15 protein-coding genes and 1 pseudogene are annotated in these 16,242 nt (G+C 36.4%); 11 read left to right on the forward strand and 5 right to left on the reverse strand.

The genetic code is table 11. The features are described 5' to 3' along the window. Positions 1-99: 99 nt before the first annotated feature. On the forward strand, positions 100-1,461 hold the full coding sequence (gene dsdA, locus I5776_RS05095) for a D-serine ammonia-lyase (protein ID WP_202779271.1): 1,362 nt from the start codon (positions 100-102) through the stop codon (positions 1,459-1,461). Positions 1,462-2,281: 820 nt separating this feature from the next. Here dsdA and I5776_RS05100 read toward each other — a convergent pair. From I5776_RS05100 to I5776_RS05115, 5 genes and pseudogenes are all read right to left on the reverse strand, one after another. Continuing rightward, positions 2,282-3,450 (reverse strand): annotated as a pseudogene (locus tag I5776_RS05100) (IS256 family transposase). Positions 3,451-3,780: 330 nt separating this feature from the next. Then, positions 3,781-3,909, reverse strand: coding sequence for a hypothetical protein (locus tag I5776_RS21565; protein ID WP_281397290.1), 129 nt, complete (start codon positions 3,907-3,909; stop codon positions 3,781-3,783). A 61-nt stretch (positions 3,910-3,970) separates the two neighbouring features. Next, complete coding sequence (spoIIP, locus tag I5776_RS05105) at positions 3,971-5,098, reverse strand: stage II sporulation protein P (protein WP_202779272.1); 1,128 nt, start codon at positions 5,096-5,098, stop codon at positions 3,971-3,973. A gap of 175 nt (positions 5,099-5,273) precedes the next feature. Further along, the gene (locus I5776_RS05110) at positions 5,274-5,510 is read right to left on the reverse strand and encodes a ferredoxin family protein (RefSeq protein ID WP_058002912.1); all 237 of its coding nucleotides are present in this window, start codon (positions 5,508-5,510) and stop codon (positions 5,274-5,276) included. Between the two features lie 149 nt (positions 5,511-5,659). Further along, complete coding sequence (locus tag I5776_RS05115) at positions 5,660-6,199, reverse strand: NADPH-dependent FMN reductase (RefSeq protein ID WP_202779273.1); 540 nt, start codon at positions 6,197-6,199, stop codon at positions 5,660-5,662. Between the two features lie 153 nt (positions 6,200-6,352). Here I5776_RS05115 and I5776_RS05120 point away from each other — a divergent pair, with 153 nt between their 5' ends. The 10 genes from I5776_RS05120 to I5776_RS05165 all read left to right on the forward strand — a co-directional run bounded on the left by I5776_RS05120 (position 6,353) and on the right by I5776_RS05165 (position 16,216). After that, complete coding sequence (locus tag I5776_RS05120) at positions 6,353-7,018, forward strand: helix-turn-helix transcriptional regulator (protein ID WP_202779274.1); 666 nt, start codon at positions 6,353-6,355, stop codon at positions 7,016-7,018. Positions 7,019-7,044: 26 nt separating this feature from the next. After that, entirely contained in the window at positions 7,045-7,749 is a 705-nt protein-coding gene (locus tag I5776_RS05125; protein WP_202779275.1) for a response regulator transcription factor, read from the forward strand. Further along, positions 7,742-9,517, forward strand: a complete 1,776-nt coding sequence (gene pnpS, locus I5776_RS05130; protein ID WP_202779276.1) for a two-component system histidine kinase PnpS — start codon at positions 7,742-7,744, stop codon at positions 9,515-9,517. The genes I5776_RS05125 and pnpS overlap by 8 nt, the downstream gene beginning before the upstream one ends. Positions 9,518-9,904: 387 nt before the next feature. Then, the gene (locus I5776_RS05135; RefSeq protein WP_202779277.1) at positions 9,905-10,819 is read left to right on the forward strand and encodes a phosphate ABC transporter substrate-binding protein PstS family protein; all 915 of its coding nucleotides are present in this window, start codon (positions 9,905-9,907) and stop codon (positions 10,817-10,819) included. 154 nt (positions 10,820-10,973) lie between these two features. Beyond that, on the forward strand, positions 10,974-11,921 hold the full coding sequence (gene pstC / locus I5776_RS05140; RefSeq protein ID WP_246483928.1) for a phosphate ABC transporter permease subunit PstC: 948 nt from the start codon (positions 10,974-10,976) through the stop codon (positions 11,919-11,921). Continuing rightward, positions 11,921-12,805: a phosphate ABC transporter permease PstA gene (gene pstA, locus I5776_RS05145; RefSeq protein WP_202779278.1), complete on the forward strand. Its 885-nt coding sequence runs from the start codon at positions 11,921-11,923 to the stop codon at positions 12,803-12,805. The genes pstC and pstA overlap by 1 nt, the downstream gene beginning before the upstream one ends. A 22-nt stretch (positions 12,806-12,827) precedes the next feature. Then, a complete protein-coding gene (gene pstB / locus I5776_RS05150; protein WP_281397291.1) occupies positions 12,828-13,670 on the forward strand; it encodes a phosphate ABC transporter ATP-binding protein PstB in 843 nt (280 codons plus the stop codon). A gap of 254 nt (positions 13,671-13,924) precedes the next feature. Further along, positions 13,925-14,704, forward strand: a complete 780-nt coding sequence (gene pstB / locus I5776_RS05155) for a phosphate ABC transporter ATP-binding protein PstB (protein ID WP_425490370.1) — start codon at positions 13,925-13,927, stop codon at positions 14,702-14,704. A 21-nt stretch (positions 14,705-14,725) separates the two neighbouring features. Continuing rightward, the gene (gene phoU / locus I5776_RS05160) at positions 14,726-15,385 is read left to right on the forward strand and encodes a phosphate signaling complex protein PhoU (RefSeq protein ID WP_246483988.1); all 660 of its coding nucleotides are present in this window, start codon (positions 14,726-14,728) and stop codon (positions 15,383-15,385) included. 504 nt (positions 15,386-15,889) lie between these two features. Continuing rightward, on the forward strand, positions 15,890-16,216 hold the full coding sequence (locus I5776_RS05165) for an ArsR/SmtB family transcription factor (RefSeq protein WP_202779281.1): 327 nt from the start codon (positions 15,890-15,892) through the stop codon (positions 16,214-16,216). Positions 16,217-16,242: the final 26 nt, after the last annotated feature.

Raw genomic sequence — 16,242 nt, forward strand, 5'->3', positions numbered from 1 at the left:
TTCAGATAATTCCTAATCTTATAGTACCAAACTGATTCTTAAAGTAGAATGAAAATAAAAACTTTTTACTTGAAAGGGGAATTATGAAAGGAGAATAACATGGAAAGAATCGCAGGAAAAACTGTTGAAGAATGGAAAAAGAACTATCCTTTAATTAAGCAAATGATTTCAACCGAAGAAGTATTTTGGAAAAATCCGAAATACGGAAGATTTAAAGAAGCAATGAAACATATATCCTTGAGTGAAAAAGATGTAAAAGAAGCAGAACAAAGATTACTACGTTTTTCTTCTTATATTGCGCAAGTGTTTCCTGAAACAAAAGAAATGAATGGAATCATCGAATCGCCTACTGTCGAGATTCCTCATATGCAAAAAGTGCTTGAAAGTAAAATGAAAAAAACAATGGAAGGAAGACTTTTGCTCAAATGTGATAGTCATCTTGCCATATCAGGATCAATAAAAGCAAGAGGGGGAATATACGAAGTATTAAAACATGCCGAAGACCTCGCCATCGAAGCAAATATGCTAACGTTTAAAGATGACTATTCTATGATTGATAGTGAGAGGTTTAGAAAATTTTATTCACAATACTCGATTGTCGTCGGCTCAACAGGAAATTTAGGGTTAAGTATTGGGATCATGAGTGCGAAGCTTGGATTTAGCGTAACCGTACATATGTCTGCTGATGCGAAGCAATGGAAAAAAGACCTGTTAAGAAATAAAGGAGTAAATGTAGTAGAACATCCATCCGATTATAGTAAAGCAGTAGAAGAAGGGAGAAAGCAAGCAGAACAAAATCCTAACGGCTATTTTATTGATGATGAAAATTCGACTACTTTATTTTTAGGGTATGCAGTTGCAGCGTTTCGATTAAAAGAACAATTTGACGAGATGGATATTAAAGTGGATGAGGAGCATCCATTATTTGTTTATCTTCCATGTGGAGTTGGGGGCGGACCAGGCGGAGTAGCTTTCGGGCTTAAATTAGTATTTAAAGATCATGTTCACTGCTTTTTTGCTGAGCCGACCCATTCTCCTTGCATGCTTCTAGGATTAATGACAGAACAGCATGATCATATATCAGTACAAGAATTTGGAATTGATAATGTAACAGCAGCGGATGGACTCGCTGTTGGAAGACCATCACGATTTGTCGGTAAAACATTGGAAAATCTAATTAGCGGAGTATATACAGTAAGTGATGAACACTTATATGCTTTACTTAGCACTTTAGCCGATACAGAGGGGATGTATTTAGAACCTTCGGCGTTGGCGGGAGTAGCCGGACCGATTCGACTATTTAATGATCGGTCGGGACTAAAGTATTTGGAAGACCAATTTGTATTAGGAAAAATGCGAAATGCAGTTCATCTTGCTTGGGGCACAGGCGGGAGTATGGTCCCGAAGGAAGTGATGGAAACCTATTATCAAAGAGGATTGCAATTCCAATTAGGAAAATAATTACTTCGAAAAAACAAACCGGTTCGAATAAAGAACGGGTTCACTTTTGAGGTGCAAACATTGTAAAACACATAGGAAAACGCACTTGAATTCACACTATGATTCACAGTGCGTTTTTTACTGATTTATCAACATTTTGGTGAATTTTAATTGTTAATTGTTTCCTGAATCACATAGTAAAAGCACGGAGTATGAAATAATTATTGGAGGTGTGTGAGTTTTTTGTGATTTAGTATGTGGATTATGTTGTGATTACAGGGGTTGTTGGATTTAATTTTAATGGATAAATTTCCCGGGCACACAGATTCCTACATGATTAGCGGTCTTAGAAGACCCCACAGATGCATTTTTACCTCGCGAAGGCTACCTGAAATGTATCCAAATGAGGTTAACTAGATTTCTTACCTTAATTGAAGAAACCAGTGATATTTAATAAGCGGAGATTTTCCGCTTAAACTACAGAATAGAGTCCTAGTTCAGGGATATAAGCGGAGATTTTCCGGTTAGGCAAAGAAAAAATACTCATTTTTACGTTTTTCGAGTCAATAGGCGGAATTTCTCCGTCTATTAGGTCATTTTCAGTGAAATTTATTAATTAAGGGAAGTCAAGTCCTTAATATTGTGTAAAATCCTTATACAATGTTTTCAACCTGTTATGATATTTGGGGTTAATCCTTCCCCTTTACATTTTTTGAGCGAAACTTCCATGCGTCTTTTACTCCATATCCAGTCAAGGGTGTCAAAGGTGGTTTTCCTTTGATAGCCTTGACTGGATATGGAATAATCCAAGAATGGAAGTTACCTTAAAAATGAAACATAGCTATCTCTTAATAGATTTTTGTTTTGAATATACGGTCTCTTGATAATGCATTAAAACAGCTCCAACTAAACGAAAAGCAGACTGTGTATTTGGAAAGATACGGATAACTCTTTCTCTTCGACGTACTTCTTGGTTTAAACGTTCAAGAGAATTTGTACTACGAATGTGACATCGTATATCTTCCGGGTACTCCATGTATTGAATGGTATCTTCGAACCCTTCATCTAAAATAGAGAGTGCCTGTTTATACTTAGAATTTTCACCAAACTGATCCATCAGCTCCTCTTTACATTTCCGGGTGTCTTCGATAGTGACCGCTTCAAAAATACGCTTTATCATCATTCGAATATCGGCGGAGTCTTTTTTAGGTAGTCTTTCAATGATATTTCGTTTAAAATGTACGTTACACCTTTGCCAGCTAGTTCCAATGAATTCTCGTTGAATGGCTTTTTGTAGTCCTTGATGAGCATCTGAAATCACTAACTTTGGAGATTGAAGACCTCGTGATTTAAGTTGTTTAAAAAAATGGCTCCAACTCTCAAAACTTTCAGCGTGATCTACACTTAGACCAAGTATTTCACGCTTTTTGTGATCCGTAATAGCTGTGGCAATATAAACAGCTTTAGAGACTACACGGTTATGTTCTCTTACTTTTATATACATTGCATCCAAAAAAACAAATGGATAGTATGTTATATTTAAAGGCCGTTTGTCCCAATCATTGACGATAGGATCAAGCTTCTGAGTAAGGGAAGAAACGAATGACTTCGAGATATTTTCGCCACAAAGTTGTTCTACTATGTGCGTAACCTTACGGGTAGAAACCCCGTTGATAACCATCTCCAGCATAGAGAGAACTAAAGCCTGGTCGCACCGAGAGAATATTTTTCAAAAACGGAAGATGAAAACTCCCCATTTCGAGTTCTAGGCACTCTTAGTTTTATTTTACCGATACTCATGGTTAGTTCTCTTTCATAGTAGCCATTGCGGTAATCTAGACGTTCAGGAGAGCGTTCATAAGCGTCCGCATGTAAATAATCATCTCTTTCCTTTTCCATGTACTCATTTAAAACTAAAACAATCGCTGATTTAATAACTGCGTCAATATTGGAATTCAAAACAGATTCTTTTAAAAGATCCATATCTAGGTTAAACTGTAATTGGGTCATTCTATATTCCTCTTTTCATTGTTTATCGTCGTTGAAAACATTGTTTCCAAGAGGGATTAAAATGACTCTTTTCTTTTTACACAATTATATGGACTTAATCTTAAGGGAAATTTCTCCGCTTATTTTTCAAACTTGCTAGGGCATATACTGAACTTATACAACTGGTTAGTAAAATTAAAAAAAAGGCATGGGATATTTGTATCCCTACACCTTTTTGACTGTGCAATATACTGTGAATTGTGTTGTGAAATTTATGTGATTATGTTTGTGATTTAGCGTTTTGCACCTAACAAGTGAACCCGTTATTCGAATAAACCGGTTTGTCTTTTCTCAATCTCCTTTAGAGTTCTTACCTTTATTTCGTTTATTTCCCTTACTGTTATCCCCGCTAAAAGGATCTTGGCCATGTGATTGGGGTGCGTTTTGATTTTTACTTCCTTTGTTAAATTTTTTTGTCATGAACACCATCTCCTTTCTTATTTCCATTTCAGTTTGTCCTTATTTGATGTACAGCATTCTATTATTTCTGCTCAGCAGAAACCTTTTCCGCTTCCCAGTAAAATTCGCTGTAAACGTCCGCAATAGCTTCCGCTGTACGATACAATTCATCGAGATTGTTGTCAACACCACCGATTTCGAATAGCATCGCATTTTTAGCAAGATCTTGATTATATTTCCCATTTCCTTGATTATACCCTTTGATCATTACACCATGAAGCATAATCCCTGGATATTTTTTCTCCATTTGTTTAGCAAACTTCAGAGCAAAGCTTCGATTTTTTTCAAAGTTGTTCACTTCTTTTCCTACAATAATAGAAATTTTAGCATAAGACTCCCCATTAATTTTTGTAGTCGTTAATTTTCGTGGTTGGGAATCTCTATGAATATCAATTATATTCGTAATATCTTTATTTCTGGATAAAGTTGATGCAACCATACTTCTAGATAAGGTGTATGCATCATTTGCAGTCCAGCCTTTGGCATGAAGTGCTTCCGCCATATTTGTTTTATCGTGCATCACACCAATCCCGCGTTCTTCAAGTTCTTCGGTAAGTTTTGTTCCAACAGCAACAACATTTACTCTTTCATTGTTACTGGAATCAGCCCCGTTTTTTAAAAGTGGTTTAAACGACTCATAACTATGGGTATGGTAAATATAGACAACCTTTCTCCCGTTTGTCGTTATATTAGGTTTTACTTTATTTTTTTTCGGAACATCTGGTTTAACATTCTTTTCATTAATTTCATTATTTTTTAATGCTTCTTCTAGTGGAATGGGTGATTCAACAGGTAAATTTGTATAATCGGCTCCTTTTCCAGCAAAAAAGATTTCCGCATCATAGGAGTAAAATCCAGGCAGTTCCCTGCCAAGTAAGCTCCGAATATCACCTGGCTTCAAATTGGTAGCTGCATTAAAGACAACTGTCGATATTTTCGGCGGTTTACTTTTTTCCGGTAATACTTCATGTACTTGTGAAAATTCTAATCCCATTAAATAGACAAAGTTTTCTGGAGAGAAGTTTTTTATGGATTGACTTACATAGGAGGAAGTAAAATATTTGCTGCCAACTGAGGTTAGAAGGCCGGAAATAAACAAAATTGCTGCCACAAGTAAAAAGGGGACAATTACTGGAGTCCTTATCTTCATCAACTCACCTCGTGATTCATGTTACTCTATTTATATGTTTGAAAAAATTTTAGTAGAATCACAAAATGGAATAGCTGAAATGACAAAACGCCTGATGGTTCAGGCGTTTTAAGGTTATAAATCTTTTTGTGTTAGCTGTGAACAAAGTATTTGCTTTGTGTTTTAGCTTTTCGTATCAAGATGTGAAAAATTTACGTGCTTTTTCGAAATACTCCATGTCCTCATCAAGCAGTTCCTCTTCGTGAAAGATTGCATCAACAGGACAAACGGCTTGGCAAGCACCGCAATCAATACAAATATCCGGATCGATATAAAATTGATCCTTCCCTTCAGCGATACAATCAACTGGGCAAACCTCTACACATTCTGCAGCTTTCTCCCCTTGACAAGGAAATGTAATTACATAAGCCATATAAACTGACCACCTTTACATGATTTCTCATTAAGTAACTGGAATGATATTAGTATAGAACAAATAGAAGCCAATAGGTTCTAAATTCATTATACTACCACTCTGGATATAATTATCCTCTATTCTATCATATAAAATAAATGAAGATTTTATTTATGATTTAAAGATTTTTGCATGAAAACGACTTGATGTGCAAGTCCGTTTATACGCTGAATGACATCTTGATCGATGATTTCATTGCTTGAATTGAAATGAGTATCGTGAACATAGACATAGTTTGGTGCGACAAAAGAACGGAAAAATCCCGCAATCGGTTTTAATTGGTTTTCAATAACTAAGTAATGCTGGTATGTTCCACCTGTAGCTGCAAAACCGATTACTTTCCCATTAAATGCATCAACAGGAACTAAGTCAAACAAGTTTTTCAATGCGCCTGTCATGGATGCTTGATAAATCGGTGTTCCAATAATGAAAAAATCAGCTGAAGACACGATATCAATAACGGTTTTCGTATCCCCCGTATACGTAGATGGATTACGACCATCACAAAATTGAATATCATATTTTTGTAAATCTAATAATTCGATCTCTATTTCAGGAAATTGTTCTTTCGCGGATTGAAGTATTTTTTCAACAACTAACCGTGTTCTTTCACCTGAAATAGTACCAGAAATTCCAAGTAGTTTCATGTTAATCTCCTCAATTATGTAGTAGTACTTTTAAAATATGCAAGGCATTTTGATAAGGTACACTTTTTATATATTTTTGTATAAAATGTTGTTATAATCAATATAACAAAATAAACTACTTCGTACAACGAAAAAAATTCGGAGGTGAGAAAGTTGAAAAAAAAATCTTCAACGAGGGATCAACTTCTTCATTTATTAAAAAGATATAAAAAATTAAGTGTGGTTGATTTGGAATCTCATCTTGAAATAACCGGAATGGCGGTAAGACGCCATTTAAATAATTTAGAAAATGAGCGACTAATCCAATCGGAAACAATCCGGAAATCGATGGGAAGACCTGTCCAAGTGTATTTTTTGACAAAAACAGGTGAAAATCAATTTCCGAAAAGCTATTCAAATATAACCGTTGAATTTCTGGAAGATATTGAAGAAATGAATGGGAATGAGATGGTTAATACGTTATTCAAAAACCGTGAAATTCGTTTGGAAAATAAATACAAAGAGCGTATTCAACACAATCAATTAAAGGATCGGGTAGCGGAACTGGCCGATATTCAAAACGAAAATGGATATATGGTGGACTGGATTGAAAAAGAGGATGGTACCTTTGAATTAACGGAATATAACTGTCCGATTTTTGATGTTGCCAAAAAGTACCCAAAGGCATGTTCATGTGAGCATTCTTTATTTCAAAAGATATTAAAAACAAATGAAATTGAGCAAGTTTGCTGTATGTCTAAAGGTGGCGATCATTGTAAGTACGTGATTAAAGAAAATAATGACATACATTTCCCTTCCATGTATGATAAAGAAAAATAAGCTGCTACTCGGAGGGAGCCTTTAACATGAATAAAATACTAGTAGTCGATGATGAACCTTCAATCGTTACACTATTAAAATTCAACTTGGAACAAGCAGGATTTTCCGTTACTACTGCCGCAAATGGTACCGAAGGTTATGAACTTGCCTTGAAAGAACATTTTAGTTTTATCGTTTTAGATTTAATGTTGCCTGGGATGGACGGAATGGAAATTTGTAAAAGACTGCGCCAAGAAAAAATTAAAACTCCAATCTTAATGCTGACAGCTAAAGGAGACGAATTTGACAAGATTCTCGGACTTGAGCTTGGTGCCGATGATTATTTAACCAAACCGTTTAGTCCAAGAGAAGTTGTTGCTAGAGTAAAAGCTATCTTACGAAGAACAACGGAAATGAATGAAGTAAATGAAACCGAAGAACCGCATCATACAATCGGCCACTTGAAGGTATATCCAGAGCAATTTGAAGCTTATTTTAAAAACGAGAAGCTGGAACTAACACCGAAGGAATTTGAACTTTTGCTTTATTTATCAAGTAATCGAGGGAAAGTTTTAAGTAGAGATCAACTGCTAGATTCAGTATGGAATTATGATTATGCAGGAGATACTAGAATTGTGGATGTCCACATTAGTCATTTGCGCGAAAAAATTGAAGAAGACACGAAACAACCACAGTATATAAAAACGATAAGAGGCTTTGGATATAAAATGGAAGGACCGAAAAATGAATAAACTTTGGTTGAAAATTTCTTTCCGTTTTTTAATATTATTGTTTTTTGTCCTATTAGCGATAGGATTTTTTATCGGGGATATGATGAAAAATACATACATGGATATGACAAGGAATCAATTATTTCAAGATGCAAATATTGTATCTGAATTTATTAATGCAAAAGAAATTCAAAAACAATCAATCGAATTGCAAACAAAGGTCGAAAGCTTCTATGCTGAAAACCAACCTAGAATTACCATCATTGATGTGTACGGTGATGTGATTGCAGACTCTGAAGATACCCCAGCTAAGATGGAAAATCATGCGAATCGCCCCGAGTTTAAAGATATTGTTAAACGCCATAAAAAAAATGCCGAGTCCATTCGATATAGTGAAACACTTGGTTACAATATGATGTACGTGGCGACTCCTATTCAAAATGAAAATCAGATAGTTGGAGTAATAAGGGTTGCCTTTACATTGCAAAATATCGATCATGCTATTAAAAAATTGTGGCTAAGTCTTGGTTTAGCGATGGGAATCACGTTAATTTTAGCAAGTGTTATTGCCATAAGTTTAGCGAAAGGAATTACTAGACCGATTGAAGATATTATTCAAGTAGCTAGGAGACTTTCCGAAAAAGATTATAGTAGCAGAGTAAGAGCGAAAACAAAAGGCGAACTGGAACAGCTATCGATTGCCGTCAATAAATTAGCAAAAAGTTTACAACACCAGATGGAGGAGATTAGCGAAAATCAGCAAAAATTAACAGGTGTGCTAACTAATATGGTTAGTGGTGTCATGCTAATCAATCCTGATGGCCGCATCGCTCTTGTAAATCCCGCGATGGAAAAAATTATTGGATCAACGGCCGATCAATTAAGAGGTAAACTACATATCGAAGCAGGTAAAAGTTTTGGCCTTAGTCAATTAATTGACCAATCCTTAAAGAAAAAAGTAAAAATTCATGATGAAGTACAAATGTATTATCCGGGTCAAAGGATTTTAGATGCTCACTTAGCACCATATGTAGGTGCAAATGGAGAAATAAAAGGAATTATTACAGTCCTTCATGATATAACAGACATTCGGAGACTGGAAAAAATGAGAAGTGAATTTGTTGCTAATGTTTCACATGAATTAAAAACGCCTATTACATCTTTGAAAGGATTTGCAGAAACATTGTTAGACGGTGCAATGTATGATCCTGAAATAGCGAAATCCTTCTTAACGATTATTCATGATGAAAGTGAACGTCTCCATCGATTAATTACCGATATTCTTCACTTATCAAAAATTGAACAGCATCAGCTTCCATTTCATCCAGAACCACTGAATGCAACAGATGTCATATATGAAACAGTCGATACACTTCAAGAAGAAATTAATAAAAAACAATTAATACTAAAACTTCCTACTAAAAAACCAGTCATCATTGATGCAGAAAAGGATCGTTTGCAGCAAATTATATTGAACCTTGTTGCCAACGCTGTGACCTATACTCCAGACAAAGGAACAATTGAGATTGGGATTGATGAGAAAGAAGACCAGATTAATTTAACTATTAAAGATACTGGAATTGGAATTTCGCAAGAAGAGTTGCCACGGATTTTTGAACGTTTCTATCGAGTTGATAAAGCTCGCTCACGTAATTCAGGAGGAACAGGACTCGGACTTGCGATTGTCAAACATCTAGTCGAATCCCATCATGGCTCTATCCAAGTAGAAAGTGAAGAAGGCAAGGGAACCCAGTTTACAATAACCCTTCCTAAAAAACAAAGTAGGTAGATTTTCTCGATATTCTATCAAACACATCCGATTATGGATGTGTTTTTTGTTTGTCATTTAATGTCAGATTCTTTTTTCGAGTTTCGGGATAACTCAATATAGATTTGTTCTTTATCTCGCAAATAGTCGCTGCTTATATCCCGAAACAGCCACATTCGGGAAGGAAAGTAATAGAAATCACAGCTTACGTGCATGAATCCGCTACATTTAAGAAGAAGGAGCTGCTACTTTTTTACAAAGCGTAGTTGATTGTCGCTACTGAACAAGGTTCCCCGCACTTTTTCTAATTTACAATATCTTAACATTTCATTAATACACGCTTAACACCCATAGATTATCTTAATCTTGTAAGATAAATCACCTAAAAAACTAGGGGGCAAAAAGTAGATGAGAAAAAGAGTCTTAGCTTTATTTAGTATGTTACTAGTATTTGCGATTTTCGCAGCGGGATGTGGAAATGGTAATGAAACAGGCTCGAAGGCTAATGCAGATGGTGGCGATAAAAATACAGAAGAAACAGCAAAAGGCTCAATCACTGCAGTTGGATCAAGCGCATTACAACCATTGGTAGATGAAGCAGCAAACCAATATATGAGCACGAATCAAGGAGCTACCATTAATGTCCAAGGAGGCGGAAGTGGTACAGGCCTTAGCCAAATTAGTGAAGGTGCAGTAGATATCGGTAACTCTGATATTTTTGCTGAGGAAAAGGATGGAATTGACGGTAGTAAATTAGTAGATCATAAAGTTGCAGTAGTTGGCATGGGGCCAGTCGTAAATAAAGATGCAGGTGTGGAAGACATTACGAAGAAACAGCTCATTGATATCTTTACAGGGAAAATTAAAAACTGGAAAGACGTCGGCGGTAAAGATGAAAAAATCGTTATTATCAATCGTGCGGAAGGATCAGGAACTAGAGCAGTATTCGAAAAGCATGCACTTGATGGAGCAACTCCAGCTAAGGCACAGGAACAAGATTCATCTGGTACCGTTCAAAAAATTGTTAGTGAAACTCCAGGAGCAATTAGTTATCTAGCATTCTCATATTTCAATGATTCGATTACTCCATTAAAAGTTGATGGTGTGGCTCCAACAGAAGCAAATGTAGAAACAAATGATTGGAAAATCTGGGCTTATGAACATATGTACACAAACGGTGAACCTAAAGGACTAACAAAAGAATTTTTAGACTTCATCTTAAGTGATGACATTCAATCTTCACTTATTACGAAACTAGGATATATCCCAGTGACAGGAATGAAAGTTGAACGTGATGCTGATGGAAATGTAAAGAATAAATAAGTGATTACTATGATTGAAACTTCCGTTTATTAGCTTAAAAGCTATGAATGGAAGTTTCCTTGATTGTAAGAAAAAAGGGAGAAGTATTCGTTTTTTTTATGATTGTGTTAGCAGCTAGGATTATTTTTCATCAAGAACCTGACACATTTCTTTTTTGAAAGGGGAAAGTATCTTGGAATTAAAGGATATAAAGATGACTGAAAAACAGTGGAATTCTTCAACTAAAATTTGGACTGAAAAAAGGGGAAGAATTCTCACTTTTACTTCTGTTTCGATCATGATTATGATTGCCATTTCTATTTTATATTTTGTCGCATCAAAAGGGTTTAGTACTTTTACAGTTAATAAAGCAAGTATCGTTGACTTTTTTACAGGTATAGAGTGGAAGCCAGGGAGTTTAAATGAATTAGGAAAACCAATTGTAGGGGCTTTGCCGCTTATTTTCGGTTCCTTTGCCGTCACGCTTTTGGCAGCAATTATTTGCTCCCCGCTAGCCGTTGGAGCAGCGATATTTATGACAGAGATCTCTCCTAAGTTTGGCAAGAAAGTGTTACAGCCAGTTATTGAGCTTCTCGTTGGTATCCCCTCAGTCGTATATGGATTTGTCGGCTTAAGTGTCGTTGTTCCGTTCTTAAGGGAACATCTTGGTGGGAGTGGATTTGGCATTGCAGCAGGAACGATTGTTTTGACGGTAATGATTTTACCGACAATTACGAGTCTTTCAATGGATGCTATTGAATCCGTGCCCATGCAGATAAGAGAAGCCTCTTTAGCACTAGGTGCAACACGTTGGCAAACCATTTACCGCGTTATCCTTAAAACCTCATTACCCGGCTTATTGACAGCGATTGTTTTTGGAATGGCTCGTGCATTTGGTGAAGCTTTAGCCGTACAGATGGTAATAGGGAACTCTACCGTCATTCCGACTTCATTTGTAGAACCTGCTTCAACATTAACGAGTATTTTAACAATGGGAATGGGCTATACCGTCATGGGGAAAGCAGAGAATAATGCTTTATGGTCGTTAGCATTAATGCTACTTCTCATGTCGCTAGTCTTTATCATCATTATTCGCATCTTAGGTCGCAGGAGGGTTTACTAATGAATGCAAAACTTGCTGATCGTATGGCAACCGTTATTTTTTACGTAATTGCGGGTGTTATTGTCGCACTCCTAGCCGGATTATTTGGCTATATTCTTGTTAATGGAGTCGGAAATATTAGTTGGAAATTTATTACTTCACCTCCACAATCATTTCAGGCAGGTGGAGGAATTGGACCACAGCTATTTAATTCATTTTATTTACTTGTTTTAACAATGATTATCAGCATTCCATTATCATTAGGTGCCGGAATATATATGTCTGAATATGCAAAGAAAAATGTGTTTACCGATATTCTTCGTACTGTAATTGAAGTATTGTCATCCTTACCGTCCATTGTCGTTGGTTTGTTTGGGTTTTTATTCTTCGTCATATATATGGGCTGGGGGTTCTCAATACTAACTGGTGCACTCGTTCTTACAATATTTAACTTACCGCTAATGGTTAGTGTAGTTGAAACATCTTTGAAAGGTGTATCGAATGCTCAACGGGAAGCGGGACTTGCCCTTGGGGTTTCAAAATGGGAAACGATTAAAAAGATCCTATTGCCAGCAGCAATCCCCGGGATTGTAACGGGAATTATTCTTGCATCAGGGAGAGTCTTCGGTGAAGCGGCCGCGTTAATTTATACAGCTGGAATGAGTACACCAATTCTCGACTTTTCTAATTGGAATCCATTAAGCCCTACATCACCACTAAATCCAATGAGACCGGCAGAAACACTTGCCGTTCATATTTGGAAAATTAATTCGGAAGGATTAATGCCTGACGTGAAAGAGGTTTCAAGTGGAACATCAGCATTGCTTATCATATTAATCTTACTATTTAACCTTGCTGCACGCTGGATTGGAAAACTCATTTATAAGCGAATGACTTCGTCTTAAGGCAAACAAAGGAGTGGAATGTATGGAAGCATTAATGGAAAAACGACAAAGTAAAGTTGCTGTAACACTTACAAATCGCAAAAATGAACGGCAAGACAAAAATGTAAAGAAAGTAACTGCCCTAGAAACAAAGGATTTACATGTTTACTATGGGAGTAATTTAGCACTGAAAAATATTTCAATGCCCATATATAAAAATCAAGTGACCGCATTTATCGGACCTTCAGGTTGTGGAAAATCTACCTATTTAAGAAGTTTAAATCGCATGAACGATGAGATTCAAGGATGTCGTGTGGAGGGCAGCATCTTTTATAAAGATTTTAATATTAATCAATCAAGTGTCAATGTATTTGAAATCAGGAAAAATATTGGAATGGTGTTTCAACGTCCGAATCCATTTGCAAAAAGTATTTTTGATAATGTTGCATTTGGTCCAAAACAGCATGGAGAGAAGAATAAAAAAGTATTACAAGAAATTGTGGAAAAAAGCTTACGCAAAGCAGCACTTTGGGATGAGGTGAAAGATCGTCTAAACAAGTCTGCTTTAGCATTGTCAGGTGGACAGCAACAACGACTTTGTATTGCAAGAGCAATTGCAATGGAACCCGATGTCCTTTTACTTGATGAACCAGCATCTGCCTTAGATCCAATTTCAACGAGTAAAATTGAAGAGCTGATTATGGAATTGAAAAAAGACTATACAGTGGTAATCGTTACACATAACATGCAACAAGCTGCCAGAATTTCTGATTACACAGCCTTCTTTTACATGGGAGATCTGATTGAATACGGTGAAACAAGAAACATTTTTACAAACCCACAACAAAAACAAACAGAAGACTATGTTTCCGGAAATTTTGGGTAGAGAATATTTAAATTATTATAAATGCATTTAAACCATTGTTGAATTTATAACTATGTTGATTGGAGCGGAAGGTACGAGACTCCTGCGGGATCAGCTGGAAAGATGAGACCCCGCAAGAGCGAAGCGATGAGGAGGCTCATCGCCAGCCCCGCGGAAAGCGAGTACCTGTAGCGGAAATCAACAGTCACAATTACCACAACTTCTTTGAAAGAAGTACGGATAATATTATATGGAGTAGGTGAACTGAATTGGCCATCTCAATGGAACAACTAGAAACAACGAAAACAATCATTAGCAGCAAGGAATTAAATGTATATTATGATCAATTCCAAGCTTTGAAAAATATATCAATCAATATGAAAAAAAATCGAGTAACCGCACTAATTGGCCCATCAGGATGTGGAAAATCGACGTTTCTGCGTACATTGAATCGAATGAATGATTTAGTGCCGCGCTTTAGGGTAGAAGGCAGTCTAAACTATAATAATCAGGAAATTTATAATCCGAAAATTGATGTCGTCGAGCTTCGGAAACAAGTAGGCATGGTGTTTCAGCGTCCAAATCCTTTTCCAATGACCATTTATGAAAACGTGGCATATGGCCTGCGGATTCATGGTATGAAGAAAAAAGGAATGATTGATGAAATCGTGGAAAAAAGCCTAAGACAAGCGGCATTATGGGACGAAGTGAAGGATCGCTTACACACATCGGCGATGGGACTATCCGGTGGACAACAGCAAAGGCTAGTTATCGCGAGAGTGTTAGCCATTCAACCCGATGTCATATTGATGGATGAGCCAGCTTCAGCTTTAGACCCAACTTCAACATCTAAAATTGAACAGCTGATATTAGAATTAAAGGAGCAGTATACCATCATTATTGTCACACACAGCATGCAACAAGCAGCACGTGTATCTGATGAAACCGCATTTTTTCTAAATGGTGAGATTGTAGAATTCAATCAAACCCATTCTATTTTTACCAATCCGGAAAGAAAAGAAACCGAAGACTATATCTCAGGGAGATTTGGCTAATTAAGAATTAAGGGGGTATTCATTGTGGCAAGAAAAGTATTTGAAGATCGCTTAACAGAACTACATGAAACATTAATGTCGATGGGACTTCTCGTCGAGGAGGCGATTTACAAAAGTGTCACATCACTCGTGAACAAAAATATTGACCTTGCGTTGGAAGTCGTATTAGATGATCAACGGATAAATGAATATGAAGTGGATATTGAGAAGAAATGTTTCGAGTTAATTGCTTTACAACAACCTGTGGGAACTGATTTGCGTCGAATTGCCACAATGTTAAAAGTCGCAACAGATTTAGAGCGAATGGGTGATCATGCTGTTAGTATTGCCAAATCAACCATTCGTTTAAAGGATGAAACATATTTAAAACCGCTCATCGATATTCCTAAGATGGCAGAAATCGTAAAAGAAATGGTTCGTGAAGTACTAGACGCTTATATATCCCTTGATCGTGACGGTGCAGTTACCGTTGCAAAAAAAGATGATCAAATTGATAAATATCTATCAATGATTTTTATGGAATTGATCGAAATTATGAAACAAGACTCATCGAAAGTAAACCAAGCTCTCCACTTCCTACTCGTTGCCCAGCACCTAGAACGAATCGGAGACTATGTAACCAACGTATGTGAATGGATCGTCTATCTGAAAACCGGCTCCTTAGTTGATCTAAATAAATAATAAAAATCTAAAGCAGACGAAAAAGCGTCTGTTTTTTTATTTTGGTTGTTTTCTAAATATATTTTATTAATAAGATGAAAAACATTTAAGAAGTACTGAGCGACCTGAATACACGTAGACTCCTGCGGGAAAAGTGAGCAAAGTGAGACCCCGCAGTGGAGGTACGAGCGAGGAGTTAGAAAAGTAGAGGCGGCTTGCCTATCGACGTACGAACTGAAGGGCAGCGACTGAGATAAAGGAATCACGATGAACCCTAAAGGGTGAATCGATGATGACTTATCGTAGGGAGGTGACCGGAAGTTCGCTAGTCGATAGCCGCCGGAACTAGACAGGCTCACGGGTCACCCGCGGAAAGCGTAGTGTATTTAGGCTGCGGATTAATTAATAATTAAGACCCATTATTTTTTCTGATAAAAACTTGACTTCTTTTAAGTGCCTTATATAAAATGGAAATATAATATATGAACATATACACATATATTGAATATAATAGAGGTGAAACCCATGACAGAAGATAATAATCGCATTGATATAGAGCATGATGAATTAGATGAAGAAACATTATTTATCGTTTCTCAAACGTTTAAAGCATTATCTGAACCAACAAGGATTAAAATTCTGCATTTATTATCCGAAAAAGAACATTCCGTAAATGAAATTGCTGAAAAGCTATCTTTACTTCAAACAACCGTATCACATCAATTAAGATTTTTGAAAAACTTACGCTTAGTGAAATACAGAAGAGAAGGCACAACATTATTTTATTCGCACGACGATGAACATGTCATGAATATACTGAAACAAACGATTAACCATGCGAGACACCATTAATCCATTGTTTTCACATAATAAAAAAG

Source organism: Heyndrickxia vini, assembly GCF_016772275.1.
Taxonomy (GTDB): Bacteria; Bacillota; Bacilli; order Bacillales; family Bacillaceae_C; genus Heyndrickxia; species Heyndrickxia vini.

Bases quoted from the DNA above. Each gene is read 5' to 3' on its own strand.
- dsdA (WP_202779271.1), top strand. From the start codon at position 100: ATGGAAAGAATCGCAGGAAAAACTGTTGAAGAATGGAAAAAGAACTAT.
- I5776_RS21565 (WP_281397290.1), bottom strand. From the start codon at position 3,909: ATGACAAAAAAATTTAACAAAGGAAGTAAAAATCAAAACGCACCCCAA.
- spoIIP (WP_202779272.1), bottom strand. From the start codon at position 5,098: ATGAAGATAAGGACTCCAGTAATTGTCCCCTTTTTACTTGTGGCAGCA.
- I5776_RS05110 (WP_058002912.1), bottom strand. From the start codon at position 5,510: ATGGCTTATGTAATTACATTTCCTTGTCAAGGGGAGAAAGCTGCAGAA.
- I5776_RS05115 (WP_202779273.1), bottom strand. From the start codon at position 6,199: ATGAAACTACTTGGAATTTCTGGTACTATTTCAGGTGAAAGAACACGG.
- I5776_RS05125 (WP_202779275.1), top strand. From the start codon at position 7,045: ATGAATAAAATACTAGTAGTCGATGATGAACCTTCAATCGTTACACTA.
- pnpS (WP_202779276.1), top strand. From the start codon at position 7,742: ATGAATAAACTTTGGTTGAAAATTTCTTTCCGTTTTTTAATATTATTG.
- I5776_RS05135 (WP_202779277.1), top strand. From the start codon at position 9,905: ATGAGAAAAAGAGTCTTAGCTTTATTTAGTATGTTACTAGTATTTGCG.
- pstA (WP_202779278.1), top strand. From the start codon at position 11,921: ATGAATGCAAAACTTGCTGATCGTATGGCAACCGTTATTTTTTACGTA.
- pstB (WP_281397291.1), top strand. From the start codon at position 12,828: ATGGAAGCATTAATGGAAAAACGACAAAGTAAAGTTGCTGTAACACTT.
- I5776_RS05165 (WP_202779281.1), top strand. From the start codon at position 15,890: ATGACAGAAGATAATAATCGCATTGATATAGAGCATGATGAATTAGAT.